A 26,268-nucleotide genomic window follows, 5' to 3' on the forward strand; every position below is an offset into this window, starting at 1 on the left:
TCCGCGCGGTTGCCGGCCGTTCCGCGAGAGCACGGGAAACGAAGAAGCGGACCACCCTGATCGGGTGGCCCGCTTTCAACGTCTGTGGAGCTAAGGAGAATTGAACTCCTGACCTCCTGCATGCCATGCAGGCGCTCTACCAACTGAGCTATAGCCCCTTGTGGCCACGCGGTGAGACCGCGTTTTCACCGTGTCGCCGGTTTCCCCGGCGGCGACGCCAACATTACACGGTCCCCCTGGTGAACCACCAAATCGTTTCCCGTCTGTACCGATTCGGGCTTCATGTCGCATAGTGCGGGCCCCGCCGCGTGCCATGTCCGCCCGGATACGACCGCTGGGCCGAACGGGTTCGAGGAGGCGTTGGGCGGGGTTCTCCGGACAGCGACGGACGGGGAACGCCACCTGGGGCCGCTGCGCGGCTTCTGGCGGGCTTCAGGGGTCACGGCGGACTCCGCCCGGCCTTCCGGGGCGCGGACGATGCGCAGAGGCCGCTCCAGGGCGGCTGTGGTGTCCCGCTCGCGCGTACGCGCAGGGGCGGGTGCGTGCAGGGCGGGAACTGCGCCGGAACGGCAGCGGATTGACGCCGGCGGCTCGCCGAGGGGAATTCGCCCGCGCCCGTCGGGCCGACTGGGGCCGGATCGCCCCGCGGCGGGATGGACCCCGGGCCGGCCCGGCGCCGGGACCGGCCGTCACACGGGCAGGCCGTCCCGGGGTCGTACAGCGCCGGGGCACACGGCCCCGGGGGCACGCGGTCCCCGGGTCAGGCCGTGGCGAACGAATAGAAGCGCTTGAGCGTGCAGTGCTCGTCGAGGAGCCGTGCGTAGATCGGCTCGCCCTCCAGCTCGCGGTACGTCTCGATCGGGTCGCCTTTTATGATCAGCGCCCGCGCGCATTCCTCGCACCAGTACTGGTAGTCGTGGTTGACCGGTTCCATGTCGCGGACGATCGGCGTACCACTGCCGCACCAATCGCATTTCCGCCTGTGTGCACCCATCAATCAGCTCCAGCTGTGGCCGCAGGCCGTGCACACGTAGGAGATTCCACCGTTGTCACCGAGAACCTGGGCAACGTGGACCGATCCGCAGGAAGGGCAGTCGAGGAGGGTGGCTTTCTTACGGTTCAATGCCACTTCGAGGAGATCGTCGACCTCCTCGAGGATGCTGGCAGGCATCGCTACTCCCTCCCGTCGGGCCGCGCCCCCTTCCGGCCGTTTGATTCTGCCACGGCCGGAGCAATACGGTCAGCGACGCCTTCGTACCAGTCCGGACACGGGCACCCAGCACGCCCCTGGCGACCGGCGCATACGAGCACGCCAGGAGCGCGTCCGCAAAGGTATACGCCCCAGGGACCCCAAGTGACTCAAGCGGGTTCGAGATGAGTGTGCCCAAGACCACGGCCCCCCATGAGCCGGAGAGGGCGCGCGGCTCCTGACGGTGTCACGGAGGCTGCCGGGGCGACGCGTCCGGGGTGATCCACGACACGGCTTTCGGAGTCCGTCCGCCCAACTGCGCCCGCCTCGGCGCGTTCCTCCGAGGCCGGGCCCCAACTCCGGTGCGAGCAACGAAAAATCCCGCTCCCTCACGGGAACGGGATCTTTCATCACTCTGTCCGACAACTCGAGAGAGTCGGTCTGTGGAGCTAAGGAGAATTGAACTCCTGACCTCCTGCATGCCATGCAGGCGCTCTACCAACTGAGCTATAGCCCCTTGCGTTCTTCCCGCCCTGCGGGCCGAACAAGAAGAACTTTAGCCTGCGACCAGCCGGAAAGTGAAATCCGGTCCCTCCGGGCCCGCGCGACCGGACGGAGCGCCGTACGGCGCCCCTCAGTCGTCGTCGCCGAGGACCGGTTCCGGCAGCGTGCCGGCGTTGTGCTCCAGCAGCCGCCAGCCGCGGACGCCCTCGCCGAGAACGGACCAGCAGCAGTTGGACAGGCCGCCGAGGCTCTCCCAGTGCCGGGACTCCAGACCGAGCAGACGGCCGATCGTGGTGCGGATCGTGCCTCCGTGGCTGACGACGACGAGGGTGCCGTCGTCCGGGAGCTTGTCGGCGTGCCGCAGCACCACGGGGGCGGCGCGGTCGGCGACCTCGGTCTCCAGCTCGCCCCCGCCGCGCCGCACCGGCTCACCGCGCTTCCACGCGGCGTACTGCTCGCCGTGGCGGGCGATGATCTCCTCGTGCGTCAGCCCCTGCCAGACGCCCGCGTAGGTCTCGCGCAGGCCCTCCTCGTGGGTGACGTCGAGGCAGGTGAGGGCGGCCAGCTCGGCGGCCGTCGCGGCGGCGCGCTTGAGATCCGAGGCGACGATGGCGTCGGGCTTCAGGGAGGCGAGCAGCCGGGCGGCGCGGACGGCCTGCCCGACGCCCGTCTCGGTCAGCTCGACGTCCGTCGAACCCTGGAAGCGGCGGTCCACGTTCCAGGAGGTCTGGCCGTGCCGCCACAGGATGACCCGACGGCCCCTGCCCGGCTTCGCCTCGGCGGTCGCGCCCGCGGCCTCGCGGGCCTCGGCGGTCACCGCAGCTCCTCCATGCCGACGGAGTCCTCCTCGGCCTGGAACTTGGCGTGCTCGGCGGCCTTGCCGCGGGTCGCCTTGGCCTCGGCGGGCAGGTCGAGCTCGGGGCAGTCCTTCCACAGCCGCTCGAGGGCGTAGAAGACGCGCTCCTCGCTGTGCTGGACGTGCACCACGATGTCGACGTAGTCGAGCAGCACCCAGCGTGCCTCGCGGTCGCCCTCTCGGCGCACCGGCTTGGCGCCGAGCTCCTTGTTCAGGCGCTCCTCGATCTCGTCGACGATCGACTTGACCTGACGGTCGTTGGGCGCGGACGCCAGCAGGAAGGCGTCGGTGATGGAGAGCACATCGCTGACGTCGTAGGCGATGATGTCGTGCGCGAGCTTGTCTGCGGCCGCCTGTGCGGCGGCATTGATGAGCTCGATGGAGCGGTCCGTGGCGGTCACTACGCGGCTTTCCGTCGGCGGTCGGTTACGACTCAAGGGTCTCACGGACCGCCGACGACACCCCACGCGTTTCCGCGGCCACGCCCCGGGGCCGGGCCCCGGGGCGTGATGCCGGTCACCCGCGGGTCACCCCGTCGAGCGGCTGGTGATCTTGTAGTCCTGGCCGAGGACGACGGACACGTCCGCGTTGCCGGTGGCCTTGCCCTTCTTCACGCTGCTGGTGGGCAGACCCAGGGTCTTGGCGACCTCGACGGCGTCTTCCTTCTTGGCGGCATCGCTGTAGGTGATCCGGGACACGCTCTGGGCGGCGGCCGAGGTGCCGGAGTCCAGGAACGTGTAGCCGCCGTTGACCAGGGCGACCCTGGCCTGGCCGGTGGCCGCCTTGACGCCGGTGGCGTTCTCGATGCCGACGCGGACCGCGGAGCCCGCCTCGGGGCTCTTCGCCGTACCGCCCAGGACGTTCTTGATCACGCTGTCGGAGGTGCTCGCGGTCAGCGTGCCGTCCTGCTGCACGGGCAGCAGCGCGGTCTTGTAGTCGCCGCCCTTGGCGAGGTCGGCGAGCTTGGCGAGGAAGGCACCGAGGTCCTGGTCGGTCAGGGACGGGTCGAGGATCTGGGCCAGCGTCTGCACGGTGGTGGTGGCGGCCTGCTTGTCCGAGGACAGCTTGCGCATCACCCCCTGCATGACCTGTCCGAACCGTTCCAGCTGCGCGTTCTGGGCCTCGTCCGCGGCCTGGTAAGTGGCGTAGGCGACGGCCATCTTGCCGCTGAGGGTCTGGTCCTCGCCCTTCTTGACGAGCGGGGGGTCGCTCTTCTTCTTGGAGGCGGGGTCCGGAACGTCGGTGTCGGTGGTGACCTCGATGTCGCCGACGAGTTCGACGAGGTTGTTCAGGTAGGGGGTGTCGAGCCGCCAGGTGCCCTGGATGCTGGTTCCCAGCACGGTGTCGAGCGCTTCCCGTGTCCCGGAGGAGCCGTCCGTGTCGACGGACTTGGCGAGCGTGGTCGTCGAGCCGTCGTCGTCCGTCAGGGCGAGGGAGTTGGGCAGCAGGACGGTGGTGCCCTGCTTGGTGGTGGTGTTGTCGACGAGCAGGGCCGTGGCGGTATCGCCGCCCTTGGTGTTGTGCAGGTGGACGACGACCACGTCGCGCTTCTGCGCGGCGACGGGCGTCGTGACCCCCGGCTTGGCGTCCGAGGCGGCGCCGGGAAGCTTGCCCGCGTACCAGAGGTAGCCCGCGCCACCGGCCACGACCAGGGCCACGACCACGACCAGGGCCACGATCCTGCTGCGGGCGCGGCGCTTGGCCTCCTCGCGGCGCTCGGTGCGGTTCTCGGTGAACTTCAGCCAGTCGATGACGTCCTCGGACTCGGTCTCCTGGTCCTCGACGAAGGCGAACTGCTCGGTGCGGTAGTCCCGGTCGGCCCGGGGAGCGTCGTCCTCGGCCGGCCCGGCCTGCTGCGGGATGCGGGCGGTCTGCTCGGCGACCCGGGGCCGGCGGCCGGTGCTCGCGGCGCCCGCCGCGTCGGCGCTCCGCCCGTGACCGTCGTACGGAGTCCGGGTGGTCCCGGTCCCGCCGGCCGTGGGCGCACCCGTGCCGAACGGGTCGAAGGAGTCGTACGAGGACGCGGCCGGCTGCTGACCGGTGTCGTACGGCGACACCGTCTCCTGCCTGCCGGTGTCATAGGGAGACACCGTCTCGTGCTGACCGGTGTCATAGGACGGCACAGGTGGCTGGTGGCCCGTGTCGTAGGGCCGGACAGGTTCCTGACGGCCCGTCGCATAGGGGTCGTAGCCGTAGCCGGGCTGCTGCCCGGCGTCGTAGCCGTCGTACCCCTGGGCGGGCTGCTGCGGGATCTGCCGGTACACAGGCTGCCCGTACTCGTCGTAGCCGACGAGTTCGTACTGCTGGTCGCCGCCGCCCGCGTATCCGTCGTATCGGTCGTTCACCGGGTGCCCCTCTCGGCTCACTGGCCGCGGTACAGCTCACGCTTGTCGATGTAGCGCACCACACCGTCCGGCACCAGATACCAGACGGGGTCGCCCTTGGCGACTCTCGCACGGCAGTCTGTGGACGAGATGGCGAGCGCGGGAACCTCGACCAGCGAGACACCGCCCTCCGGGAGTCCCGGGTCGGTCAGCGTGTGACCGGGCCGGGTGACCCCGATGAAGTGCGCAAGGGAGAACAGTTCTTCCGTGTAGCGCCAGGTGAGGATCTGGCCGAGCGCGTCCGCGCCGGTGATGAAGAAGAGATCCGCGTCGGGGTTGAGCGCGTGCAGGTCGCGCAGTGTGTCCGTCGTATAGGTCGGGCCGCCGCGGTCGATGTCGATCCGGCTGACCGAGAACTGGGGGTTCTCGGCGGTCGCGATGACCGTCATCAGATAGCGGTCCTCGGCCGGGGTGACCGTGCGGTCGGTCTTCTGCCACGGCTGCCCGGTCGGCACGAACACCACCTCGTCGAGGTGGAACTGCGCGGCGACCTCACTGGCCGCGACCAGGTGTCCGTGGTGGATCGGGTCGAAGGTGCCGCCCATGACGCCGAGCCGGCGCTTGCCCGGATTCGAGGGGCCGTTGCCGGTGCCGGTCACGAGACGCTTCACCGCGCCGCCGGCCGCCGCGCCCGCGCCGCCCGTGGCGTCGCCGGCGGCGCCGCTCTCCGTGTCACTCGCCGGACCGGTAGGCATGTCCTGCTCTCCCATGCGTGCAGACCCTACCGGCCCGGCCGACGGGCTCCGGCCGACAGGGGCCCCGAGCGGGCCCGGGAGGCTCAGCGGTCGCGGTTGAAGCGCGTGGTGATCCACAGCAGCAGAAGCAGGATGAACAGCGCCCCGCCGCCGGTCAGGTACGGGCTGAGGCTCTCGTGGTTGCCGCCGTTCTCGCCCTCGGCGACGACGGTGGCCAACTGTGCGGCGGTGTGCTGGAAGCTCATCTCGGCAGAACCTATCCAGTGGGTGCGGGATAAAGATGTCGGCCCATCGTATGCGGGCGCCCACACAGCGAACACGCCGACTCCGCCGTTGGGGACGGCGCTCCGCCCGTCGGTCCGCGGCCGGTCGTCAGTCGTCGCGCTTGTAGCCGCGCAGCAGGAACCAGGCGGCCAGGACCACGCCGACGACCATGACGATCAGCACGACGCGGAGCAGATCGCCCGGACCCTGCCTGTCTGCCGCCGCGGCGGCCTCCGTGAGCCACGCGGCTGCGGGGATGTGCTCCATGTCGTACGACTCCTTCTCTGTACTGCCCGTCAACGGTATCTCCGCCTAGGCTGGGCTCTGCCTCGGGGGAACAAAAGGCACTCAGACGCACATGGGGGAAGACATGTCCGACGGCGACCAGGGACGGAACGGGCACGAGAACGTGCCGAGCAGGCAGCGCAGGCGCTTCGAGGGGATCTCCTCGCGGGCCTACGAACACCCGGCGGACCGCTCGGCCCTGGTGGCCCTGCGCAAGCTCAGCGGTTTCGACACGGTCTTCAAGGCACTGAGCGGTCTGCTGCCCGAGCGCAGTCTGCGGCTGCTCTTCCTGTCCGACTCGGTGCGGGTCTCGGACGCCCAGTTCACGCACCTCAACGACATGCTGCGGGACGCCTGTTACATCCTGGACCTGGAGAAGGTCCCGCCGATGTACGTGAACCAGGACCCGCAGCCGAACGCGATGTGCATCGGGCTGGACGATCCGATCATCGTGGTGACGACCGGGCTCGTCGAGCTGCTGGACGAGGAGGAGATGCGGGCGGTCATCGGCCACGAGGTCGGCCACGCGCTGTCCGGTCACGCCGTCTACCGCACGATCCTGCTGTTCCTCACGAATCTCGCGGTCCGGGTCGCCTGGATCCCGCTGGGGAACCTCGCGATCATGGCGATCGTGACCGCGCTGCGTGAGTGGTTCCGCAAGTCGGAGCTGTCGGCGGACCGGGCGGGGCTGCTGGTCGGCCAGGACCTGCGGGCCTCGATGCGCGGTCTGATGAAGATCGCGGGCGGCAATCACCTGCACGAGATGAACGTGGACGCGTTCCTCGCGCAGGCCGAGGAGTACGAGTCGGCGGGCGACCTGCGGGACTCCGTGCTCAAGATCCTGAACGTGCTGCCGCGCACCCACCCCTTCACCGCGGTCCGCGCGGCCGAGCTGAAGAAGTGGGCGGAGTCCCGCGACCACCAGCGGATCATGGACGGCCACTATCCGCGGCGCGACGCGGACAAGGACACCTCGGTGTCGGACTCGTTCCGGCAGTCGGCGGCCAGCTACGCCAACGACATGAAGAACTCCAAGGATCCGCTGATGAAGCTGGTCAGCGACCTCGCGGGCGGCGCGGGTGACCTCGGGGGCCGGGTACGGCGCGGCTTCGGGGGCTTCGCGGGCGGCGCGCCCAAGGACGGCGCGGCCGACGGGGACACCGGAAGCACCGGCACCGGCACCGGCAGTGGCGGCGGCACCGGGCAGGCGCCGCGCGAGGACCGCTCCGGGGACGAGGGCACCGGCACCGACGGCCGGGACTGATCGCCCCCGCCGGATCGCGCCGCCCCGCCGGGTAGCGCCGCCGGCCGCCGGACCCCGCCGGGGGTGCCGCCGACCGCCGCCGGGCGGCGCCGCCCGGTGACCCGGCTACACCCTCGGCTGCGCGCTCCTGGCCAGCGAACCGCACACGGCGGTGGCGCTGCCGGTGGCGTACGGGTCGGTACCGGCCGGCCCGCCCGCCTTGGCCGTCTCGCCCGCGAGCAGCGGCCGCAGCCGGCTCACCGGGTCGTCGGAGCAGGCGAGCGGGCCCGCCTGGACGTAGGAGACCACCAGTTCGGCCTGGTGCATGCGCAGGTCGTCGCGGTCGAAGCGGAAGGTCAGTTCGCGCCGCACGGTGAACAGGGAGGCCTCGGCCCCGGCGTTCGCACCCGTCGGTTTCAGCGCGTAGACGAAGGTGTGGTCGGCGACGACCTCCAGGGTGTTCGCGTCGGACTCGGCCGCCTGGAGGGTTCCCTGCACCCGGATCCCCTTGTCGGCGAGCTGCGTCCGGGTCGCGTCGAAGCGGATCAGCCAGCCGGTGGGGGCGTGCCGTCCGTCGGCGGCCGGGTGGTCGAAGCTCCGGTCGAACTGGTCGAGCTGCCGCGGGTCGAGCAGGATCCGTACGGGCCGGGTGGCGCCTCCGGTCAGCACGCTCGGGTCGAGGGAGGACTCGACGAGGTAGTCCTTGGCGGTGGTCAGGGCGGTGACGACCTGGCTGTCGGAGAAGTGCGCGGTGCGCCGGACGGCGGGCATGGTGATGCCGTCGGCCCCGGTGCGGAACTGGGCGGCCGGGCTGCCGGTGAACAGCTCGTCGGTGCTGGCCGAGCCAGGGACGGCGGTCCCCGGAGCGAGCGGGATCACCGTCATGCGCAGCGGTTCGACCGACCGGGTGGCGGTGGTCGGGTACGGGTGGTGTACCCCCATGTAGATCGCGGTGCCGAAGGCGATGGCTATCAGCAGGACGAGGATCAGGGCCTGCCGGGACAGCCCGCGCTGAAGGGGCGGGCGGCGGCGTACGGCCGGGCTGTGGTCGGCCATGCGTTCCCGGGCGGAGAACTCCTGGAGGCGGGCAGCGCGGACGAACGACTCGTCGAAGACGACGGATCGGTACTCGTCCTCGCCACCGGCGGGAGCACCCTCGGGTGTCCCCTCAGGTGGGTCTCCAGGCCCGCCCATACCTTCAGAGTAGGTCTCCGGAGGCTCCGGTAAACGCTGTGGTGTGCGACAAGTTCTGACAGGTTCCCACCAGGTGGTCACGCTGTGCGACGAACGTCGGTGCCTCGGTGGGGAGACCGGTGTCAGGGTGTGCGCGGCACCGCCGACACCGCAGGGCGGGAAGCACCGGCGGAGGCGGAGGGGCCCGGGCCGGTGATCTTCTCCTGGCCCTGTTCGAGGCCGGAGGAGGCGGGTGAGGGGACCTGGTCCTGGCCGTCGGGGGAAGCGCCCCGGTAGACCGCCGTGAAGGCGAGGGCGACCATCCCGATGCCCATGACGAGGGCGAGGAGCCAGGCGACGTGGCGGTGCCAGCGGGCCTGTCTGCCGTAGGGCCGGCCGTACATCCCCGGGAAGCCGTGGCGGCCCTCCAGGATCTCGGAGTCGTCCGGATCGTCCAGGTCGGGATCGTGGGCGAAGTCGCCGTGGCCGAAGCCGTCCTCGTAGCGTTCGTCGTCGCCGCGGGCGCCGCGGGCGCGTGCCCGGCGGGCCTCGGCCTCGGAGGCCTCCGCGCGGGCCTGGGCGGCCGCGAGCAGCCGCTCCACGGCGGTCGGTTCATGGAACGCCGCCGCCCGTACGAAGTCCTCGTCGAAGACCACGGAGGCGAACTCTTCGTCCGCGCCCCCGCGGTCGTGGTCGTCGTCGGGCTCCCAGCCGTCAGGGAACGGCGTGCCCCCCACGTCCTCCGGCACGGATCCAGAGTAGACCTGAGGGGTCAATTTGGGCAGACGGTACGGAAATTCGGCCGCAGGACGAGACAGCGCCTCGGTGGACCGCGGGCCGTGAACGGTCCGCCGCGCGCCCCGGCGCCCGGCGCCGCGCCGTCCTCGCGCCCCGGCGGACCTCCGGGCGGGACCGGGCTCCAGAGCTCTCACGGGGCCGCCGCCGGGTTCGGGGACGCCTCCGTGGCCGGCGCCCCCGCCGGTGTCTCAGCGGCGGATGTGGCCGTCGCCCGTGACGATGTACTTGGTGCTCGTCAGCTCCGGCAGTCCCATCGGACCGCGCGCGTGGAGCTTCTGCGTGGAGATGCCGATCTCGGCACCGAAGCCGAACTGGCCGCCGTCGGTGAAGCGGGTCGAGGCGTTCACGGCGACGGTCGTGGAGTCGACCAGCTGGGTGAAGCGGCGCGCGGCCTGCTGCGAGGTGGTGACGATGGCCTCGGTGTGGCCGGAGCTCCACAGCCGGATGTGGGACACGGCCTTGTCGAGCGAGTCCACGACGCCCGCCGCGATGTCGTAGGACAGGTACTCGGTGTCCCAGTCCTCCGCCGTGGCCTCCACGACGGTGGCCTTGGAGTCCTCGGCATAGGCGAGGACGCGCTCGTCGGCGTGCACGGTGACCCCGGCGTCCGCGAGGGCGTCCAGGGCGCGCGGCAGGAACGCGGCGGCGATGTCCTGGTGGACCAGGAGGGTCTCCGCGGAGTTGCAGACGCTGGGCCGCTGGGCCTTGGAGTTGATCAGGATGTCGATCGCCATGTCGAGGTCGGCGTTCGCGTCGACGTACACATGGCAGTTGCCGGTGCCGGTCTCGATGACCGGGACGGTGGACTCCTGGACGACGGTGCGGATCAGGGAGGCGCCGCCGCGCGGGATGAGGACGTCGACCAGGCCGCGGGCGCGCATCAGTTCACGGACCGACTCGCGGCCCTCGCCGGGCACGAGCTGGATGGCGTCGGCGGGCAGTCCGGCGCCGCCCACGGCGTCGCGCAGGACCCGCACGAGGGCCGTGTTCGACTCGTAGGCGGAGGACGAACCGCGCAGCAGGACCGCGTTGCCGGACTTCAGGCACAGAGCTGCCGCGTCGACGGTCACGTTCGGGCGGGCCTCGTAGATGATGCCGACGACGCCGAGCGGGACGCGGACCTGGCGCAGGTCGATGCCGTTCGGGAGGGTCGAGCCGCGGACGACCTCGCCGACCGGGTCGGGCAGCGCCACGACGTCGCGGACGTCGGAGGCGATCGCGCGCACGCGCTCGGGGGTGAGCGTGAGCCGGTCGATGATGCTCTCGCTGGTCCCGGCCTCGCGGGCCTTCGCGATGTCCTTGGCGTTGGCGGCGACGATTTCGCTCGTACGCACTTCCAGCGCGTCCGCGATCGCGAGCAGCGCGTCGTCCTTCTCGGCCCGCGGCAGCGGCGCCAGGTCGGCGGCGGCGGACTTCGCGCGATAGGCGGCCTGGGCGACCGGGGACATGGAGTCGTACGGCGAGAGCGTGGTCATGAGGGAAGCGTAGTGCGCCCGGCGGGCCGGTCCTGCGGTCGTCCCATACGACGAGACGGGCTCAAAACGGGTGAACTCCCACAGGGGTCGCGGGCAGCGGTCCGTACCCCTCGGCGATCCGCTGGTGGTACGTCTCGCGGTCGACGACCTCCAGGCCGACGATCTCCCAGGGCGGGAGTTGGGCGGTCTGGCGGTGCTCGCCCCACAGGCGCAGCGCGACGGCCGCCGCGTCGTGCAGGTCGCGGGCCTCTTCCCAGTAGCGGATCTCCGCGTGGTCGTTGGCGTACCGGCTGGTCAGCAGGAAGGGGTGGTCGTGGGCGAGCTGTTCGAGACCGCGCCGCACCTCGGTCAGCGGGGCCTCGCCGCCGGACACGCTCAGCGTCACGTGCCACAGCCGGGGCAGGTCGGCGGGCTGCTCGCCCTCGTAGGTGTCGCCGGCCGCGACACTGGTGAGGGCCCGCTCCTCGCCCACCGCGCGGGAGGCGGGACCACCGCGGGACGCCGCCACCCCAGGGCGCACTCGTCTCACGACGGCCTCCTTTACCCGATGGTCGTACCGAATCCCGGACTCTCCCTGCCACAAAGTTGAGCAGGTGAGAAGCCGCCGTGTGGCGGTTTTACGGAACGTCCACCGGTGGGGGCGGGGGATTCGGCCGTTTACGGATGTAGCGGACAGCGGTCCCGGCGGCACCCCTGGGGCGCCGGTACCGGTGCCTGGCGGACGAGGCCACCGTGCCATCCACCGGTCGGGACGCGGATCTCACCGAAGCGCCCGGCCGGACGCTTCGTCCACGGGTGCGGCGGGACCCGGTACGGCACGCGTTCCAGGGGTTCGGCGGTACCCGGCGGGGAGCGCCTGCCCTACGGGTTCAGCAGGACGAGGTCGTCGCGGTGCACGACCTCGCGCTCGTACGCGGGGCCCAGCTCGCGCGCCAGCTCCCGGGTGGAGCGGCCGATCAGCTGGGGGATCTCCTTGGCGTCGAAGTTCACCAGCCCCCGCGCGACGGCCCGGCCCGCGCTGTCGCGCAGCTCGACCGGGTCTCCCGCGGTGAACTCGCCCTCGACGCCCGCGATGCCCGCGGGCAGCAGCGAGGTGCGCCGCTCGACGACCGCGCGTACGGCGCCGTCGTCCAGGGTGAGCGCGCCCTGCGGCGTGGAGGCGTGCTGGAGCCACAGCAGCCGGTCGGCCGACCGCTTGCCGGTGGCGTGGAAGAAGGTGCCGGTGTCCCGGCCCGCGAAGGCGTCGGCGGCGTGGACGGCGCTGGTCAGCACCACGGGGATGCCGGCCGCGGCGGCGATCCTGGCCGCCTCGACCTTGGTGACCATGCCGCCGGTGCCGACGCCCGCCTTGCCCGCGCTGCCGATCTCGACGCCGGCGAGGTCCGCGGGCCCGCGCACCTGCGCGATCCGTGAGGTGCCGGGCTTGCCGGGGTCGCCGTCGTAGACCCCGTCCACGTCGGAGAGCAGGATCAGCAGGTCGGCGCGTACGAGGTGGGCGACGAGGGCGGCGAGACGGTCGTTGTCGCCGAAGCGGATCTCGTCGGTGGCCACCGTGTCGTTCTCGTTGACGACCGGGAGGGCGCCCATCGCGAGGAGCTTGTCCAGGGTGCGCGAGGCGTTGCGGTGGTGGGCGCGCCGGCTGGTGTCGTCGGAGGTGAGGAGCACCTGCCCGACGCGGATGCCGTAGCGGGCGAAGGAGGCGGTGTAGCGGGCCATCAGGAGGCCCTGGCCGACACTGGCGGCCGCCTGCTGGCGGGCGAGGTCCTTGGGGCGGCGGCGCAGTCCGAGCGGCGCGAGGCCGGCGGCGATGGCTCCGGAGGAGACGAGGACGATCTCCTTCTCGCCGCCGTCACGGGCTTTGGCGAGGACGTCCACGAGGGCGTCGACCCGGTCGGCGTCGAGGCCGCCGGAGGCGGTGGTGAGCGACGAGGAGCCCACCTTGACGATGATCCTGCGGGCCTGCACCACAGCGTCCCTGTCGGTGTGCGTCTCGGTCTGCCTTGCCGCTGCCACCTGCGGTGTGTCCCCTCGCGTTGGTCCCAATGCCCCGCCCCGCAATCTACGCGAAGGGGAAAGAGGCCGACCGGTCGTTCCAGCAGGCGGACGCTGCCACATAACCGCGCGATCACGAGTCGCACACGATTAAAAGATTGTATGCGTTCCTCATGGAAATAAAAGACAGAGCAAAGTTAAGTTGAACCTTGTGTCATCTACTGTTCCCCCCGTGAAGCGCATCCTCCTGAGATCCGGAAAAAGCCCGTACGACGTCGTCCCCATGGAGCAGGCCCTCCACCAGGACGTCATCGCGACCAACGCGGGCAACCTCATCTTCAGCGACGCCGCGCACAAGATCCTCGAAACACCTCACACCGAGGTGGTCTCCAACGGCATGCGCACCGACGTAGCCGCGGCAGGCCGTATCAACGAGGAGTTCGACGCTTTCGTCATCCCGCTGGCCAACGCGTTCCGGCCCTCGTTCGAGGTCCCGCTCAAGCGGCTGACCAAGCTCATCGGCAAGCTGAAGATCCCGGTGATCATCCCGGGCGTCGGAGCGCAGGCCGGCCTGAACTACGACCCCGCGCGGCTGAAGTCGATCGAACCCGCCGTGCGGGAGTTCGTCGCCGCGGTGCTCGACCACAGCGCGTCCATCGGGGTGCGGGGCGAGTTCACCGAGAAGTACCTGCGGGACATGGGCTTCAACGACGTCGAGGTCATCGGCTGCCCCTCCCTGTTCATGTACGGCGACCGACTCGACGTACAGAAGCGGGCCGACGCGCTCGGGCCCGAGTCCCGGATCGCGGTCAACGGTTCGCACAGCGCGATGCGGACGCAGGGCCTCGACCCGATCGTCCGGAACGCCCACGCGCGCTACCCGCACCTGCGCTTCATCGGCCAGAACATATCCGACGCACGGCAACTGCACTGGCGCGATCTATCGGATCCGAACGGTGCCGTGACCGCGATGCCCACGCATCCCGACCACCCGATGTACCGGGAGGACAAGGTCCGCGTCTACATCGATCCCGTCACCTGGATCGACGATCTGCGCGACTTCGACTTCTCCTTCGGCTCCCGCATCCACGGGAACATCGCGGCGCTGCTCGCCGGCACGCCCGCGACGGTGCTGTGCGGCGACTCCCGCACGCTGGAGCTGTGCCGCTACTTCGACATCCCGCACCGGCCGATCACCAAGCTGCCCGCGGACCTCGATCCGGCCGAGCTGTACGAGGCGGCCGACTTCGGCCCGCTGGTCCGCGGACACCAGGAGCGCTTCGAGCGTTTCACCGGGTTCCTGACCCGCAACGGCCTGGAGAACACCTTCACGCACGGCGACGGGGGCGCGGCCCACGAGAAGCGCGTCCGCTCCCTCACCTTCCCGCCCGGTGCCCGTCCCTGGAACGACGCCGATATCGCCTCCCTGACCACGCGCTTCGGCTGGCTCCAGAGCCGTCTCACCGAACTGTCCACGGAGAACGTCCGTCTGAAGCGGGAGCTGACGCGGGCACCCAAGGCGCCCAAGCCCGTCCCGGAACCGGTGGCCACGCCCGGACGCTCGGTCTACCGGCTGGCGCGCCGCGCGGTGGGCCGGCCCCTGCGCAAGGCGTTGCAGTCGGGCCGCCAGTAGACCGGCAGGCACCCTCCGGGCGGCCGTCTTCGCGCCGGACGCCCGGAGGCACCTCAGGGGCTCAGGCCCGACGCCGCGCCCCGAGCACCCGCCGGGCCTGTGCTCCGAGCACCCGCCGGGTCCGTGCCCCGAGCACCCGCCGGGCCACCCGGCGCAGTCGCGGGAAACGTGCCGGACCAGGTTTGAAGCCCTCGATGGCGACCGTTTCCCGGGTCGTCGGGACGTAGTAACTGTCCGGGATGCCGGCGGCCCGGTCACGGAAGTGCGGGTAGGCGAGGTAGGGCTTACGGCCACGGGAGTCCAGCACGAGCCCGGGAGTCTTCTTCGCCTTGACGAACTCCACCACGTCCCGGAGGAGATCGCCCCGGCCCTGGGCCACCAGATGCAGTCGCAGCCGCTCGTTGACCTTGAGCCGGGCGGCGACGCCCTTGCCCCAGTAGGCGTCCATCAGCGGCTTGGCCAGGTCGAGTTTGTGACGCCACTCCTCCTCGGTCTGCTTCAGCAGGACCGGGCCGAACTGCGGGAGCAGCGTGATCAGGAACGGTCGGACCATCAGGCTGTCGCGGCGCGGCCCGGCGGGTACCAGCTCGGCTATCAGGCCCATCAGGGCGCGGGCCGAGTCGAAGCGCAGGGTGTAACTGCCGCTCTTGGTCACGTGCTTGCCGTCGTCACGGCCGACCAGGTGGTAGCAGTCGTAGTCGGCGACGACGGAGACGCCGTCGGCGCGGAGATAGGCCTCCATCGTGAACAGCGCGTCCTCGCCGGTCTTCAGCGACTCGTCGAAGACCATCCCGTGCCGAGTGAGTAAGTCACGGCGGAAGAGCTTCTGCGCGCTGAGCGTGAACTTGATGTTGGAGGAGAAGACATCGGTACGGGGCTGGTTCTTGCCCCACATCGATTTCGGAGCCGACCTGTTGATCCCGACGACCTTGCCGAGCACGACGTCCGTGCCCTGTTCGTCGGCCATGGCGACCATGCGCTCCAGGGCCTCGGCGCCGAAGTAGTCATCGGCGTCGAGGAAGAAGACGTAGCGCCCCCGTGCCTTGCCGAGGCCGACGTTGCGCGGACCGCTGGGGCCGCCCGAGTTGGCCTGCCGGATGACCGTCACGGACATGGCCGCCCGCTCGGCGAACTCCTCCAGGTACTCCCCCGTGCCGTCCGTGGATCCGTCGTCGACGGCAATGACCTCGATGCGTTCGGGTCCGAGCGTCTGGTTCTCCACTGATTCCAGGCACTTGACCAAATACGGCATCGCTTCGTACGCCCCGATGACGATCGTCACATCAGGATGCGGCACGTTTCCCCCTTGTTAGGGAAGTGTCACAAGAACATTTCCCGCTATTACCTCAATCGCTGCATAGAAGACAGCCGGAAGGACTGTTAGGTTGCCCGACCAACCCATTTCGTGACGCAGCTCACAGGAAACGGTGCGTGACTTACCCACGAAGGCTCGGCGAAGACTCGGCGAAGAATGGTGGTACGCGTAAGAAAGGGCATGGCCCCGGGGAGAAATCCCCGGGGCCATGCCCGCTTGCGCATGCGGACCGGATCAACCGGTGACCGCGGCACCGTCCGTCTCGCCGGTCACCCGCTGGCCGGGCAGCGCGGCCGCGAGGTTCACGGCGGCGGCAGAAGCGCCGTTCTTCTGGCCGAGGTTGCGTCGCTCGGCCTGCCGCGCCAGCTCCCGTACCGCGGAGTTGAACTGGTCGATCGAGGCCGGCTCGTCCGGTCCGAGCAGGTAGCGCTTGAGCTCCTGGCGGCCGGTGGCCTGCGCGTCCGCGGCCGGGTCGATGACCGCTTCGAGCAACTCGTCGAGCTCCGCAGCAGAGTTGGACAGGATCACGGCGCCGCGCACCGCGGTGTTCTGGCGCTTGAACTCCTCGGCGCCGAGTTCCGCGGAGTCCGTGACGGCGTACGGCTTGCCGCTCGCGATGAAGTCGGAGACCACACTGGAGATGTCCGAGACCATCGCGTCGGAGACGTTGAAGCAGTCGTACAGGCGCGGTTCGGCACCCGTGATGACGCGGTGCTCGGCGGTGCCGAAGGAACGCCAGTAGGCGTCGTTCCACTCTGCACGCAACCGGGCGACCTCGGCGTGCAGGGCCATGTCGATGAGGCCGTCGCGCGTGGCCTCGGCCTCGTCGCTCTTCCCCTCGGAGCCGGTCAGGACCGCGATACGGGCCTCGATACGGGCCAGTTGCTCCTTCGCCGCCGCCTGTCCGGCAATGTCGGACACGAACTGCGGGTTGACGGCGCGCCCGGCGCCCGCGGCCTCCACCAGCGCGGTGATCCGCTGGTGCGCGGCCTTGGCCGCCCCACTGCGGGTTCCGGTGAACGGGTGCGGCTTGTAGAGAACGCGGACCGGCGGCTCGGCCTCCAGCAGAGAGCGCACGATGTTCTCGCCCGCGAGGAGGATCGAGGTGTTGCCGGGGTTGTCGTCCCAGCCCTCCCAGGTGGGGGCGTACAGCACGGTCGGGATGCGGCCCTCGGGCACGCCCTTCCAGGTCTTGATCGGGGCCAGCTGCGGGCGGCCGACCTCGACGATGTCGTCGTCACGGACGCCGACGTCGGCTATCGCGTAACGGTCGCGGCCCGCGCGGCCCGCGGTCCACACCTCGTCGTAGACCTTGCTGAACGGGTTGACGCTGGCGAGCTTGTCGCTGTCGCCGTGGCCGATGAAGACGTGCTGGATGGTGGGCACGCGCAGCATGTGGATGTTCTTGCCGACGTTCGCCGCGTAGAGCGCGACCCGCACCGTCGACAGGTCCATGTTCATCAGGTGCACCCCTCCGGGCACGCAGATGACCGGCACCGTGGTGGACGCCATGCGTTCCAGGATCGCCCGCTCGCGGAGGATGATCAGCGGCCGGGTGTCCAGCTGCTCCATCGTCTCCAGCCACATGTTGACCTGGTAGGCGGAATCCTTGGAACCCGAGAAGTAGAGCACCGTCTCCGGACGGTACGCGCGCAGCCAGTCGTCGAGAGCCTCGAGGACCTTGTCGGCGTTCGGCGGGATCTTCCGGCCGCGCACGAACGGGACGAGAGCCACGACGTAGCCGAGGGCCAGGAGCAACGTCACGGCGATGCCCGCGAAGCCGTAGACGGTGGCGTCGGTCGCCCCGGAGATCAGGAGGCCGGCGACGGCCACCAGGTCGAGGTGGAGCATCTTCTCGGTGGACCGGGAGAGCAGCCGGCGCGGCGGCGCGTCCGGGATACGGACACGTGCGCCCAGGTCGACGTTGCGGGTGGCGACGGGCATCTTGCGGCGCAGATCGATCAAGGTGACCAGCGCGGCGTGCGGTGCCTGGAAGCCGTAGAAGGTCAGGAAGCACGCGATGGCCGCGTAGAAGACCATGCTGCCGGACAGGTCGAGTCGCGCCAGGAGCAGGACGAGCAGCAGCTGCCGGATCAGGAACCTGATGGACAGACCGGCCCGCACCTTGCTGAGGCGGTTGACCAGGTAGCTGCCGCGCCGGTGCAGATAGTGGTCCGCCAGGTACGTCACGGCGGCCGCGGCCGCGAAGGCGCCCACGCTCGGCAGCAGCGCGGCAAGCATCAGGCAGGGGAAGCCCAGCATCATGAGGGCCGCCGCCGCCAGCTCGGCCGCGCTGCCCACCCGGGCAACGCGAATAGCGGTGGAAATCACGGAGAAACCTGCTCTTGAGGGGGTGAGTGCCGGTTTGATACCAAAAGTTCTTTTGATACCGATATGAACTGAAAGCGGAAAGTGAACTCTACGGATTCAGGCCCTTGTGAATACGCGATGAACGCGCGGACACAAAGGCCTGAATTCCGAAAGGCTATTCGTTTTTGATTATGCCACGCCGTCCTGGCGGTCCAGGACGGCGGCCAGAGCCGCCTCGAAACCGGTGGCGCGGCCCGCGCCGGCCGTCGGGTCCTGCTGGCGGACGTCGATGACGTGACCGGTCAGCTCGGAGAGCAGGACGTCCAGCGAGGTCCGCGCGACGGCCTCGGAGGACAGCAGCGAGCCCGCGGGCTCCTGGCCGAACGCCTTGGTGCGCATGGGGGTCGCGGTGCGCTCGGGGTTGATGCAGTTGACGCGGACACCGTCCCCGGCCCACTCGTCCGACAGCGCCTGGGTGAGGTTCACCATGGCGGCCTTGGTGGAGGAGTAGAGGCTGTACTCGGCGCGGCCGCGGGTGTAGCTGCTGGAGGTGTAGAGCAGCAGCTGGCCCTTGCTCTCGGCCAGGTACTTGTACGAGGAGCGGGCGATCTGCACCGGGGCGAGGTAGTTGACCTTCAGCGCTTCCTCGATGGTCGCGTTGTCCGTCTCGGCCAGTTTGCCGATGCGCAGCACGCCCGCGGTGTTGATGACGTAGTCGATGCGCCCGGTCTCCGCGTACGCCGTGGAGAGCGCGTCGTCGACCTCCTCGGGGTTCTCGACGTGCGTGCCGGTGGTGGAGCGGCCGAGCGCGTACGTCTTCGCGCCGTAGCCCGCGGCGAGCTCGGCTATGTCCTTGCCGATGCCGTACGAGCCGCCGAAGACGACGAGGGTCTTGCCGGTGAGCAGCTCGCGGTAGGCGGCCTCGTCGGCCTGCTCGGGCGCGGTGGTCGAGGCGAGCTGGAAGAGCTTGTCGGCGATGAAGACGTCGACGGGCTGGGTGACCTTCATGTTGTACTCGTCGCCCGCCACGACGTGGATCGGCACGTCCGGCAGGTACTTGAGCACGACCGAGCAGTCGTCCGTGGCCTGGAAGTTGGGGTCGCCGGCCGCGACCCGGTAGGCGCGCCGGATGGTGGACAGCTTGAACGCCTGGGGCGTCTGGCCGCGGCGCAGCCGGGAGCGGTCCGGGATCTCGGTGATGAACTCGCCGTCGTCACCGTGGGTGCGGGTCACGATGATCGTGTCCGCGGACGGGATGGCGACGTCGACGGCCTGGTAGCGCTCCAGGGCCGTGACGCAGTCGTCTATGACGCGCTCGGACAGCAGCGGGCGCACGGCGTCGTGGAACAGGACGTTGGCGTCCTCGCCCTCGGCCAGACCCTCACCGAGGGCGGCGATGGCGCGCTCGGTCGTCTCGTTCCGCGTCGAGCCGCCCTCGATGACACGGGTCACCTTCGTGAAGCCCGCCTTCGCGACGATCTTCTCGACGTCCGGCACATAGCCGGGGGCCATGAGCACGATGATGTCGTCGATCGAGTCGGCCTGCTCGAAGGTGGTCAGCGTGTGCTCGATGACCGCCTTGCCGGCGATCTTCAGCAGCTGCTTCGGAATCGACAGACCCACGCGCTGACCGGTCCCACCGGCCAGGATCACTGCGGTGGTACGGGGCTTGGCAATGTGCTCAGACACAGGTGACCTACCTTGGGGCGACAGGGAACCCAGGAATGGTCCCACCTACGGTTACCGCCGTGCAAGGTGAGCGCCGCCTGCCGCATATGTGCGCGCAACCGGCTATTCACCTTGCCTGCAGGCTACTTCGAGTACGCCGGACAAATTGTCCGGATTTGCTGTGAGTAACTGCACACGTCTCGCGCGCGATTCTCACCTTCGCTTCATGCGCTTGAGGATCCGGTGACCCAGGACACGGACGAGTTCCCCCGACGGCGTCTGATGAACCGACCGGATCGCGGCAGCACGCACGGACTCCGCGGCGACCACGGCGAGCGCTCCGTACAGCGCCTGGGCGGCGGCCTCGGGGTCGATCCGCGCCGTACCCCGCGCGGGGCCGGGCGGCGGCGACGGCACGGCGGACAACAGAGCCGGGTCGCCCAGAACCCGTACACGCGTGGCGCCGATCCGTTCGGCCATCTCCTCGCCGATGGCCGCAGCCGCCTCCAGAGCCCACGGCGGAGTACTGATCCGGACGTCGTCCGACGACGGACGGCAGGCGTTCTTCATCCGCGGGACCGCGCCGTTGCGCACGAGTTTCGAATAGATCTCGTCCGGAAGTCCATTTCCGCGGAATTCCCTGTTGAGTATCCGCAGCATTTCGGTCTCGGCCGGCGTGAGGGAACGATGGGAGGTGTCCGGGACCTCCGCCAGGAGACCGCAAGGCAGCCCGAGCAGGGACTCGAACGTGCGCATCAGGCCACCGCGGTCACGGTCGTCGACCACCACGACCGTGAGGTTCGCCGCGCCGACGACCCGCGCCCAGCGCTCGACGAGCCGGTCGTGACGGTGCCGCCGCCAGAAACTCGGGTTGGGCTTCTCGTACGGAGCCCTGCGCAGCATGTGGTCGAGCCAGTCCTCGTACCCCATGCGCAGACCGTTCTGCACGTACTGCTGCCACTGCGAGGGCATGATCTTCGTCAGCGGGCGCAGCGTGACCAGGACATGCACGCGATCGCGGCCCAGCGCGTCGACGATCCGCGCGACGGTCGCGTCGTCGGGGGCGTCCGCGAAGAACTCGCTGCTGATCAGTGAGGTCCGGCCGCCGGTGGCGTGCACCGCGTCGACGAGCCGCCCCCAGTGCCGCTCGGCCGGCCGGGCGTCGCCCATCATCCCGGGCCGGCCGCAGACCGCGAGGGCGGCTTCCATCGGGTGCCTGCTGTGCGCGGGGAAGTCGACGCCCCGGGCGGCCATCGCGTCCTTCGCGGCGAACAGCGCGCCCTGGATCGAGGTGGTCCCGGTCTTGTGCGGGCCGATGTGCAGCAGCCGGGTTCCGACAGGCAGCGGCGCGGCGCTCACGGGGGCTGTCGTGTCAGGTGTCGAACAGTCGGTCTCCATGATGAGAGGACGTTAGGGACGGATGCTGAGCACGACCTGAGAATGCCCTGGGACTCCGGTGAGTCCCAGGGCATGCCCACGTCACACGAGCCGTACGCCCGGCTCCCCCGCCTCCACCCGCAGACGGGCCAGAGTGCTGGAGGCGGCGTCCGGCTTCAGCACCGTCTCAGGGACGCGCACCTGAGCGTCGATCCCGTCCCGTCGGATGTCGAAGAGGTGGTAGCCGCGGTGGGCGTCGATGAACTTCCAGTGCGGGTTGTCCGGCATCCGCGGGTCCCACTGCTTGTGGAAGGCCACCTGGTCCTGGTCGCCGCCGCTGGAGATGGAGGTCCCGACGAACTCGGCGCCGACGACGTCGGAGTCCGGGTCGGCGAAGTCCTTCTTGAGGTCGCTGATCATCGTGAGGTGCCGGTCGCCGGTGAGGACGACGGGGTTGCGGATGCCCGCGAACTCCTTCATGAGGGCATTGCGTTCGGCCTGGTAACCGTCCCAGGCGTCGTAGTACCAGAGCTTGCCCTCGCCGACCTGGAGGTCGGTCTCGGCCATCATGATCTGCGAGGCGACGATGTTCCAGCGGGCCAGTGAGTGGCGCAGGCCGCCGAGCAGCCATTTCTTCTGCGCCGCGCCGAGCATGGTGAGCGAGGGGTCCTCGGCGCCCGCCTGGCCGGTCGCCTGGTCGCTGCGGAACTGCCGGGTGTCGAGGACGTTCAGCCGGGCGAGGCTTCCGAAGTCCAGCCGCCGGTACATCCGGATGTGCGGCCCGTTCGGAATCGCGGTGGCCCGGACCGGCATGTGCTCGTAGTACGCCTGGTAGGCGGCGGTCAGCCGGGCCGTGAACGCGTCCTGGGTCTGCTTGTCCGGGTCCTGCGGGATCTGCCCGGCGAAGTCGTTGTCGACCTCGTGGTCGTCGAAGGTGACCACCCAGGGGGCGTTCGCGTGCATCGCCGCGAGGTGCGGGTCGCTGCGGTACTGGGCGTACCGGTTGCGGTACTGGACGAGGGTGTACGGCTCCCCGGTGCCCTCGTGCCGGCGCACCGCCGTCGCCGACGGCGAGGACTCGTAGATGTAGTCGCCGACGAACAGGACGACGTCGGGATCCTGGCGGAGCATGTCGGCGTACGGGGTGAAGTAGCCGTTCTGCCAGTTCTGGCAGGAGGCGAGCGCGACGCGCAGCGAGCCGGCCGCGCTGTAGGGGTGCGGCGCGGTACGGGTGCGGCCGGTCGGCGAGAGCCGGCCGCCGACGCGGAAGCGGTACCAGTACGCGCGGTCCGGGCGCAGCCCGCGTACGTCGACGTGGACGCTGTGGCCGTACTCCGGACGCGCCTGCGCGGTGCCGCGGCGCACCGACTTGCGAAAACGGGCGTCCTCGGCGATCTCCCATTCGACCGGTACCACGCGGTCGGGCATGCCGCCGCCGTTCAGCGGGTCCGGGGCGAGCCGGGTCCACAGCACGACGCCGTCCGGCAACGGGTCGCCGGAGGCGACACCGAGGCTGAACACGCCCTCGGGCAGGGGGGTTCCGGCCGCGCGGGCGGTGCCGGGCAGCCAGAGCTGGGGGGAGGCGGCGGCGCCGAGCACGGCGGCCGAGGCGGTGAGAAAGTGGCGTCGATCGCGTGAGACGGCTCCGGACATCGGCGAACTCCCTTGCGTCGGTTGCCTCTTGGACACCGAAAAGCTCACACCGCGCAGCAGCCCGCCTCTTGAACAAAACGCATCATAGGCATGACAAATGCACGAGCAACGAACGACTCGCCGCGGCAAGGGGTTTTGACGTTCCTTCAGCGGACTCCGCCGGAAACTCCCCGGCGGCCCGGCCTCATCGACGGAGTCGGCCCGCCCCTGGGACTCCGGGGCGGAAGGGAACGGCTGCGCCGAAGGCCACCGGGTCGGCCGAAGCGGCGGGGAATCGCGGCACCCGCACGGGGCCGCGCCCGAAGGGGACGGGAAGGACGGGGAACGACGGCACCCGCACGGGCCGGCGCCGGGTGATCGCGACGGCGACCGGCGGGCGTGGCCTCGGTCGTGCGGACCCCGGGCACGTCGGCTCGGGGCACGTCCGCTCCGGCGGCCCGGAACGCGGAACGGGCGCGGAGAGGAAGATCCTCTCCGCGCCCGTCACATCTCCCGGCCAGGGTCGGCCGGTCGCCTAGAACGGCTCGAAGTCGTCGTACTCCTTCTGCGACTCGTCCCGCTCCGCCTGCTTGTCGCGGCGGCGCTGGGCGGCGGGGCGAGGCTCCTCGAGGCGGTGGTCCTCGCCACGGCGGCCGAGCATCTCCGCACCGGCCATGACCGTCGGCTCCCAGTCGAAGACGACCGCGTTCTCCTCGGGGCCGATGGCGACGCCGTCGCCCGAGCGGGCGCCCACCTTCATCAGCTGCGCCTCGACACCGAGACGGTTGAGGCGGTCGGCGAGGTAGCCGACGGCCTCGTCGTTGTTGAAGTCGGTCTGGCGGACCCAGCGTTCGGGCTTCTCGCCGCGCACGCGGAAGAGGCCGTCCTCCTCCTGCACCACGGTGAAGCCGGCGTCGTCGACCGCCTTCGGGCGGATGACGATCCGGGTCGCCTCCTCCTTGGGCTTCGCGGCACGCGCGGCGGCGACCATCTCGGCGAGCGCGAAGGACAGCTCCTTCAGGCCCATGTGGGCGACCGCGGACACCTCGAAGACGCGGTAGCCGCGGCTTTCCAGGTCGGGGCGGACCATCTCCGCGAGGTCCTTGCCGTCCGGCACGTCGATCTTGTTGAGGACGACCATGCGCGGACGCTTGTCCAGGCCGCCGTACTGCTTCAGCTCCTCCTCGATGATGTCGAGGTCGGAGATCGGGTCGCGCTCGGATTCGAGGGTGGCCGTGTCCAGGATGTGGACGAGCACGCTGCACCGCTCGACGTGACGCAGGAACTCCAGGCCGAGGCCCTTGCCCTGGCTGGCGCCGGGGATGAGGCCGGGCACGTCCGCGATGGTGTAGACGGTCTCGCCCGCCGTCACCACGCCCAGGTTCGGGACGAGGGTCGTGAAGGGGTAGTCCGCGATCTTCGGCTTGGCCGCGGACAGGACCGAGATGAGCGAGGACTTGCCGGCGCTCGGGTAGCCGACGAGCGCCACGTCGGCGACGGTCTTCAGCTCCAGGACGATGTCCTGCATGCCTCCGGGCACGCCGAGCAGCGCGAAGCCGGGCGCCTTGCGGCGGGCCGAGGACAGCGCCGCGTTGCCGAGGCCGCCGCGGCCGCCCTCGGCGGCGACGTACGTGGTGCCCTGTCCGACGAGGTCGGCGAGGATGTTGCCCGCCTTGTCGAGCACGACCGTGCCGTCCGGCACGGGCAGGACGAGGTCCTGGCCGTCCTTGCCGGAACGGTTGCCGCCCTCGCCGGGCTTGCCGCTGGTCGCCTTGCGGTGCGGTGAGTGGTGATAGTCGAGCAGCGTGGTGACGGACTGGTCGACGACCAGGATCACGTCACCGCCACGGCCACCGTTGCCGCCGTCCGGGCCGCCGAGCGGCTTGAACTTCTCCCGGTGTACGGAGGCACAGCCGTGACCTCCGCTACCCGCGGCGACGTGCAGCTCGACGCGGTCCACGAAGGTGGTCATGTGGGGTGCCTCCAGCACTTCGGTTACATCGGTTACTTCAGTGCGTACGTACTTCGGATACTTCAGTACGTACGGGAATGTCTCTTGCGTAACACGCGAAAGGCGGACCCTCTTCCCGTGGGGGAAGTGAGGTCCGCCTCGCGAGGAACTCTGTTCTACGGAGCCTGGGCCCCGAGGCACCCGACCCGGTCCGCGTGGAACCGGATCAGCCTCGACGGGACTCGATCAGGCGACCGGAACGATGTTCACGACCTTGCGGCCACGGTGCGTGCCGAACTCGACCGCACCGGCGGCCAGCGCGAACAGCGTGTCGTCCTTGCCACGGCCGACACTGACGCCGGGGTGGAAGTGGGTGCCACGCTGGCGGACCAGGATCTCACCGGCGTTGACGGTCTGACCGCCGAAGCGCTTCACACCGAGCCGCTGAGCGTTGGAGTCGCGACCGTTCCGAGTGGACGATGCGCCCTTCTTGTGTGCCATGTCTCAGTCCCTACCCTTACTTCGCAGCCGCGGGGATCTCAGTGACCTTGATCGCCGTGTACTGCTGGCGGTGGCCCTGACGACGGCGGTAGCCGGTCTTGTTCTTGTAGCGAAGGATGTCGATCTTGACGCCCTTGTGGTGGTCCACGATCTCGGCCTGGACCTTGATGCCCGCGAGGACCCAGGGGTCGCTCGTCACGGCTTCGCCGTCGACAACGAGCAGGGTCGAGAGCTCGACCGTGTCGCCAACCTTGGCGGTGGGAATCTTGTCAACCTCAACGATGTCGCCGACAGCAACCTTGTGCTGGCGACCACCGCTGCGCACGATGGCGTACACGCGGATCTCTCTTTCGCTCGGAACGGGACCCCGCAGTCCAGCCGCCCGGTAACGAACACGGGCGAGCCTCTCCCAGCCACTACGGCAACCGAAGCGACCGGGAGGAAGAGGTTTACGGGGATGTGGCAGGTCATTCGACATGCCGACGATCCAGGTTACGGGGCCCGGCTTGAGGGGTCAAACCGGGCTCCGGGGCTTCAGGGCCGTGCGTTCAGCCGGAAAGCCGCAGCTTCTCCGCCTTCACACCCCTGATCAGGTTCTCCAGCGCTTCGTCCGAGGGTCCCAGACGGAACACCCAGGCGGCGAGAAGGTACAGGACGCCGTCTTCGTCGATCGCCAGGAAGAACTCCGTCCCGGCCTCGCCCAGCGGAAGGAACCGGCGGCCGGAACGCTCCGACAAGTCCGCGAACCTGTACTCCTCCCCAACGGCCAGTTCGGGATCGATCTCGAACGGCTCCCGCGCGCAGCTGACACCGGGCCCGCTGACGTCGACCAACAGACCGCCGAACTCCATCAGGGCAGTTGTCGCACGGACCGATGCCCACTTGGAAGTTCTTGTTGGCCCTGGCCCGCCTTCTCACGGCGGCCGCGGAGGCTCCCGTGGGATCCTGGTCGGCGCTTGCAAGGCCTGCGTGAGGCATTCCACCAAGCCGCATCCACCGTGGTTGTCGCCCTGGGCGCCGTCA

General features: G+C 69.9%; 24 protein-coding genes and 2 tRNA genes. 2 read left to right on the top strand and 24 right to left on the bottom strand.

Features of this window, described 5'->3' with window-relative positions; genetic code table 11:
* Window positions 1-85: 85 nt before the first annotated feature.
* The 10 genes from OG410_RS15000 to OG410_RS15045 form a co-directional block, all read right to left on the bottom strand.
* A tRNA-Ala gene (locus OG410_RS15000) sits at window positions 86-158 on the bottom strand.
* Window positions 159-760: 602 nt separating this feature from the next.
* A complete protein-coding gene (locus tag OG410_RS15005) occupies window positions 761-994 on the bottom strand; it encodes a hypothetical protein (protein WP_037618755.1) in 234 nt (77 codons plus the stop codon).
* A gap of 3 nt (window positions 995-997) precedes the next feature.
* Window positions 998-1,171, bottom strand: coding sequence for a hypothetical protein (locus tag OG410_RS15010; RefSeq protein WP_261702676.1), 174 nt, complete (start codon window positions 1,169-1,171; stop codon window positions 998-1,000).
* A 462-nt stretch (window positions 1,172-1,633) separates the two neighbouring features.
* Window positions 1,634-1,706, bottom strand: a tRNA-Ala gene (locus OG410_RS15015).
* A gap of 117 nt (window positions 1,707-1,823) precedes the next feature.
* Window positions 1,824-2,510, bottom strand: coding sequence for a histidine phosphatase family protein (locus OG410_RS15020; RefSeq protein ID WP_329299600.1), 687 nt, complete (start codon window positions 2,508-2,510; stop codon window positions 1,824-1,826).
* Window positions 2,507-2,950, bottom strand: a complete 444-nt coding sequence (rsfS, locus tag OG410_RS15025) for a ribosome silencing factor (protein ID WP_326787839.1) — start codon at window positions 2,948-2,950, stop codon at window positions 2,507-2,509. The genes OG410_RS15020 and rsfS overlap by 4 nt, the downstream gene beginning before the upstream one ends.
* A 126-nt stretch (window positions 2,951-3,076) precedes the next feature.
* The gene (locus tag OG410_RS15030; RefSeq protein ID WP_329299601.1) at window positions 3,077-4,894 is read right to left on the bottom strand and encodes an LCP family protein; all 1,818 of its coding nucleotides are present in this window, start codon (window positions 4,892-4,894) and stop codon (window positions 3,077-3,079) included.
* A 17-nt stretch (window positions 4,895-4,911) separates the two neighbouring features.
* A complete protein-coding gene (nadD, locus tag OG410_RS15035; protein ID WP_329299602.1) occupies window positions 4,912-5,643 on the bottom strand; it encodes a nicotinate-nucleotide adenylyltransferase in 732 nt (243 codons plus the stop codon).
* A gap of 68 nt (window positions 5,644-5,711) precedes the next feature.
* A complete protein-coding gene (locus OG410_RS15040; protein ID WP_037618764.1) occupies window positions 5,712-5,873 on the bottom strand; it encodes a hypothetical protein in 162 nt (53 codons plus the stop codon).
* A gap of 127 nt (window positions 5,874-6,000) precedes the next feature.
* Window positions 6,001-6,192: a hypothetical protein gene (locus tag OG410_RS15045; protein ID WP_329304481.1), complete on the bottom strand. Its 192-nt coding sequence runs from the start codon at window positions 6,190-6,192 to the stop codon at window positions 6,001-6,003.
* A gap of 70 nt (window positions 6,193-6,262) precedes the next feature.
* Here OG410_RS15045 and OG410_RS15050 point away from each other — a divergent pair, with 70 nt between their 5' ends.
* Window positions 6,263-7,441 carry a M48 family metallopeptidase gene (locus OG410_RS15050; RefSeq protein ID WP_329299603.1) on the top strand — a complete coding sequence of 393 codons (1,179 nt, stop codon included), beginning with the start codon at window positions 6,263-6,265 and terminating at the stop codon, window positions 7,439-7,441.
* 105 nt (window positions 7,442-7,546) lie between these two features.
* Here OG410_RS15050 and OG410_RS15055 read toward each other — a convergent pair whose 3' ends face one another.
* The 5 genes from OG410_RS15055 to proB form a co-directional block, all read right to left on the bottom strand.
* Window positions 7,547-8,614: an SCO2583 family membrane protein gene (locus OG410_RS15055; RefSeq protein WP_329299604.1), complete on the bottom strand. Its 1,068-nt coding sequence runs from the start codon at window positions 8,612-8,614 to the stop codon at window positions 7,547-7,549.
* Window positions 8,615-8,736: 122 nt separating this feature from the next.
* Window positions 8,737-9,342 carry an SCO2584 family spore wall biosynthesis protein gene (locus tag OG410_RS15060; RefSeq protein WP_443063756.1) on the bottom strand — a complete coding sequence of 202 codons (606 nt, stop codon included), beginning with the start codon at window positions 9,340-9,342 and terminating at the stop codon, window positions 8,737-8,739.
* Window positions 9,343-9,579: 237 nt separating this feature from the next.
* Window positions 9,580-10,866 carry a glutamate-5-semialdehyde dehydrogenase gene (locus OG410_RS15065; protein ID WP_329299606.1) on the bottom strand — a complete coding sequence of 429 codons (1,287 nt, stop codon included), beginning with the start codon at window positions 10,864-10,866 and terminating at the stop codon, window positions 9,580-9,582.
* A 61-nt stretch (window positions 10,867-10,927) separates the two neighbouring features.
* Window positions 10,928-11,395 carry a hypothetical protein gene (locus OG410_RS15070; RefSeq protein WP_443063757.1) on the bottom strand — a complete coding sequence of 156 codons (468 nt, stop codon included), beginning with the start codon at window positions 11,393-11,395 and terminating at the stop codon, window positions 10,928-10,930.
* A gap of 332 nt (window positions 11,396-11,727) precedes the next feature.
* A complete protein-coding gene (gene proB, locus OG410_RS15075; protein ID WP_329304133.1) occupies window positions 11,728-12,834 on the bottom strand; it encodes a glutamate 5-kinase in 1,107 nt (368 codons plus the stop codon).
* A 256-nt stretch (window positions 12,835-13,090) separates the two neighbouring features.
* On the opposite strand from proB, the gene OG410_RS15080 reads away from it, so the two are divergent.
* Window positions 13,091-14,491, top strand: coding sequence for a polysaccharide pyruvyl transferase family protein (locus tag OG410_RS15080; RefSeq protein ID WP_329299607.1), 1,401 nt, complete (start codon window positions 13,091-13,093; stop codon window positions 14,489-14,491).
* A 61-nt stretch (window positions 14,492-14,552) separates the two neighbouring features.
* On the opposite strand, the gene OG410_RS15085 is transcribed toward OG410_RS15080, so the two are convergent.
* The 9 genes from OG410_RS15085 to OG410_RS15125 all read right to left on the bottom strand — a co-directional run bounded on the left by OG410_RS15085 (window position 14,553) and on the right by OG410_RS15125 (window position 26,099).
* Window positions 14,553-15,743, bottom strand: coding sequence for a glycosyltransferase family 2 protein (locus OG410_RS15085; protein WP_443063888.1), 1,191 nt, complete (start codon window positions 15,741-15,743; stop codon window positions 14,553-14,555).
* 297 nt (window positions 15,744-16,040) lie between these two features.
* Window positions 16,041-18,137 carry a hypothetical protein gene (locus OG410_RS15090; protein ID WP_329299609.1) on the bottom strand — a complete coding sequence of 699 codons (2,097 nt, stop codon included), beginning with the start codon at window positions 18,135-18,137 and terminating at the stop codon, window positions 16,041-16,043.
* A 168-nt stretch (window positions 18,138-18,305) separates the two neighbouring features.
* The gene (locus tag OG410_RS15095; RefSeq protein ID WP_329299610.1) at window positions 18,306-19,805 is read right to left on the bottom strand and encodes a bifunctional cytidylyltransferase/SDR family oxidoreductase; all 1,500 of its coding nucleotides are present in this window, start codon (window positions 19,803-19,805) and stop codon (window positions 18,306-18,308) included.
* Between the two features lie 192 nt (window positions 19,806-19,997).
* Window positions 19,998-21,182, bottom strand: a complete 1,185-nt coding sequence (locus OG410_RS15100) for a hypothetical protein (protein WP_329299611.1) — start codon at window positions 21,180-21,182, stop codon at window positions 19,998-20,000.
* A gap of 81 nt (window positions 21,183-21,263) precedes the next feature.
* Complete coding sequence (locus tag OG410_RS15105; RefSeq protein ID WP_329299612.1) at window positions 21,264-22,814, bottom strand: alkaline phosphatase D family protein; 1,551 nt, start codon at window positions 22,812-22,814, stop codon at window positions 21,264-21,266.
* Window positions 22,815-23,328: 514 nt separating this feature from the next.
* Window positions 23,329-24,765, bottom strand: coding sequence for a GTPase ObgE (obgE, locus tag OG410_RS15110; protein WP_329299613.1), 1,437 nt, complete (start codon window positions 24,763-24,765; stop codon window positions 23,329-23,331).
* A 225-nt stretch (window positions 24,766-24,990) separates the two neighbouring features.
* Window positions 24,991-25,245: a 50S ribosomal protein L27 gene (rpmA, locus tag OG410_RS15115; RefSeq protein WP_037618784.1), complete on the bottom strand. Its 255-nt coding sequence runs from the start codon at window positions 25,243-25,245 to the stop codon at window positions 24,991-24,993.
* 16 nt (window positions 25,246-25,261) lie between these two features.
* A complete protein-coding gene (gene rplU / locus OG410_RS15120; protein ID WP_164320786.1) occupies window positions 25,262-25,582 on the bottom strand; it encodes a 50S ribosomal protein L21 in 321 nt (106 codons plus the stop codon).
* Window positions 25,583-25,793: 211 nt separating this feature from the next.
* The gene (locus OG410_RS15125) at window positions 25,794-26,099 is read right to left on the bottom strand and encodes an SUKH-3 domain-containing protein (RefSeq protein WP_329304134.1); all 306 of its coding nucleotides are present in this window, start codon (window positions 26,097-26,099) and stop codon (window positions 25,794-25,796) included.
* Window positions 26,100-26,268: the final 169 nt, after the last annotated feature.

The organism is Streptomyces sp. NBC_00659, assembly GCF_036226925.1.
In the GTDB taxonomy this organism is placed as follows: domain Bacteria; phylum Actinomycetota; class Actinomycetes; order Streptomycetales; family Streptomycetaceae; genus Streptomyces.

What these genes read in the sequence shown, in the direction of transcription:
- OG410_RS15100 (WP_329299611.1), bottom strand. Translation starts at nt 21,182, where the DNA reads ATGGAGACCGACTGTTCGACACCTGACACGACAGCCCCCGTGAGCGCC.
- OG410_RS15050 (WP_329299603.1), top strand. Translation starts at nt 6,263, where the DNA reads ATGTCCGACGGCGACCAGGGACGGAACGGGCACGAGAACGTGCCGAGC.
- obgE (WP_329299613.1), bottom strand. Translation starts at nt 24,765, where the DNA reads ATGACCACCTTCGTGGACCGCGTCGAGCTGCACGTCGCCGCGGGTAGC.
- rpmA (WP_037618784.1), bottom strand. Translation starts at nt 25,245, where the DNA reads ATGGCACACAAGAAGGGCGCATCGTCCACTCGGAACGGTCGCGACTCC.
- OG410_RS15010 (WP_261702676.1), bottom strand. Translation starts at nt 1,171, where the DNA reads ATGCCTGCCAGCATCCTCGAGGAGGTCGACGATCTCCTCGAAGTGGCA.
- nadD (WP_329299602.1), bottom strand. Translation starts at nt 5,643, where the DNA reads ATGGGAGAGCAGGACATGCCTACCGGTCCGGCGAGTGACACGGAGAGC.
- OG410_RS15005 (WP_037618755.1), bottom strand. Translation starts at nt 994, where the DNA reads ATGGGTGCACACAGGCGGAAATGCGATTGGTGCGGCAGTGGTACGCCG.
- OG410_RS15085 (WP_443063888.1), bottom strand. Translation starts at nt 15,743, where the DNA reads ATGCCGTATTTGGTCAAGTGCCTGGAATCAGTGGAGAACCAGACGCTC.
- OG410_RS15065 (WP_329299606.1), bottom strand. Translation starts at nt 10,866, where the DNA reads ATGACCACGCTCTCGCCGTACGACTCCATGTCCCCGGTCGCCCAGGCC.
- OG410_RS15040 (WP_037618764.1), bottom strand. Translation starts at nt 5,873, where the DNA reads ATGAGCTTCCAGCACACCGCCGCACAGTTGGCCACCGTCGTCGCCGAG.
- OG410_RS15055 (WP_329299604.1), bottom strand. Translation starts at nt 8,614, where the DNA reads ATGGGCGGGCCTGGAGACCCACCTGAGGGGACACCCGAGGGTGCTCCC.
- OG410_RS15105 (WP_329299612.1), bottom strand. Translation starts at nt 22,814, where the DNA reads ATGTCCGGAGCCGTCTCACGCGATCGACGCCACTTTCTCACCGCCTCG.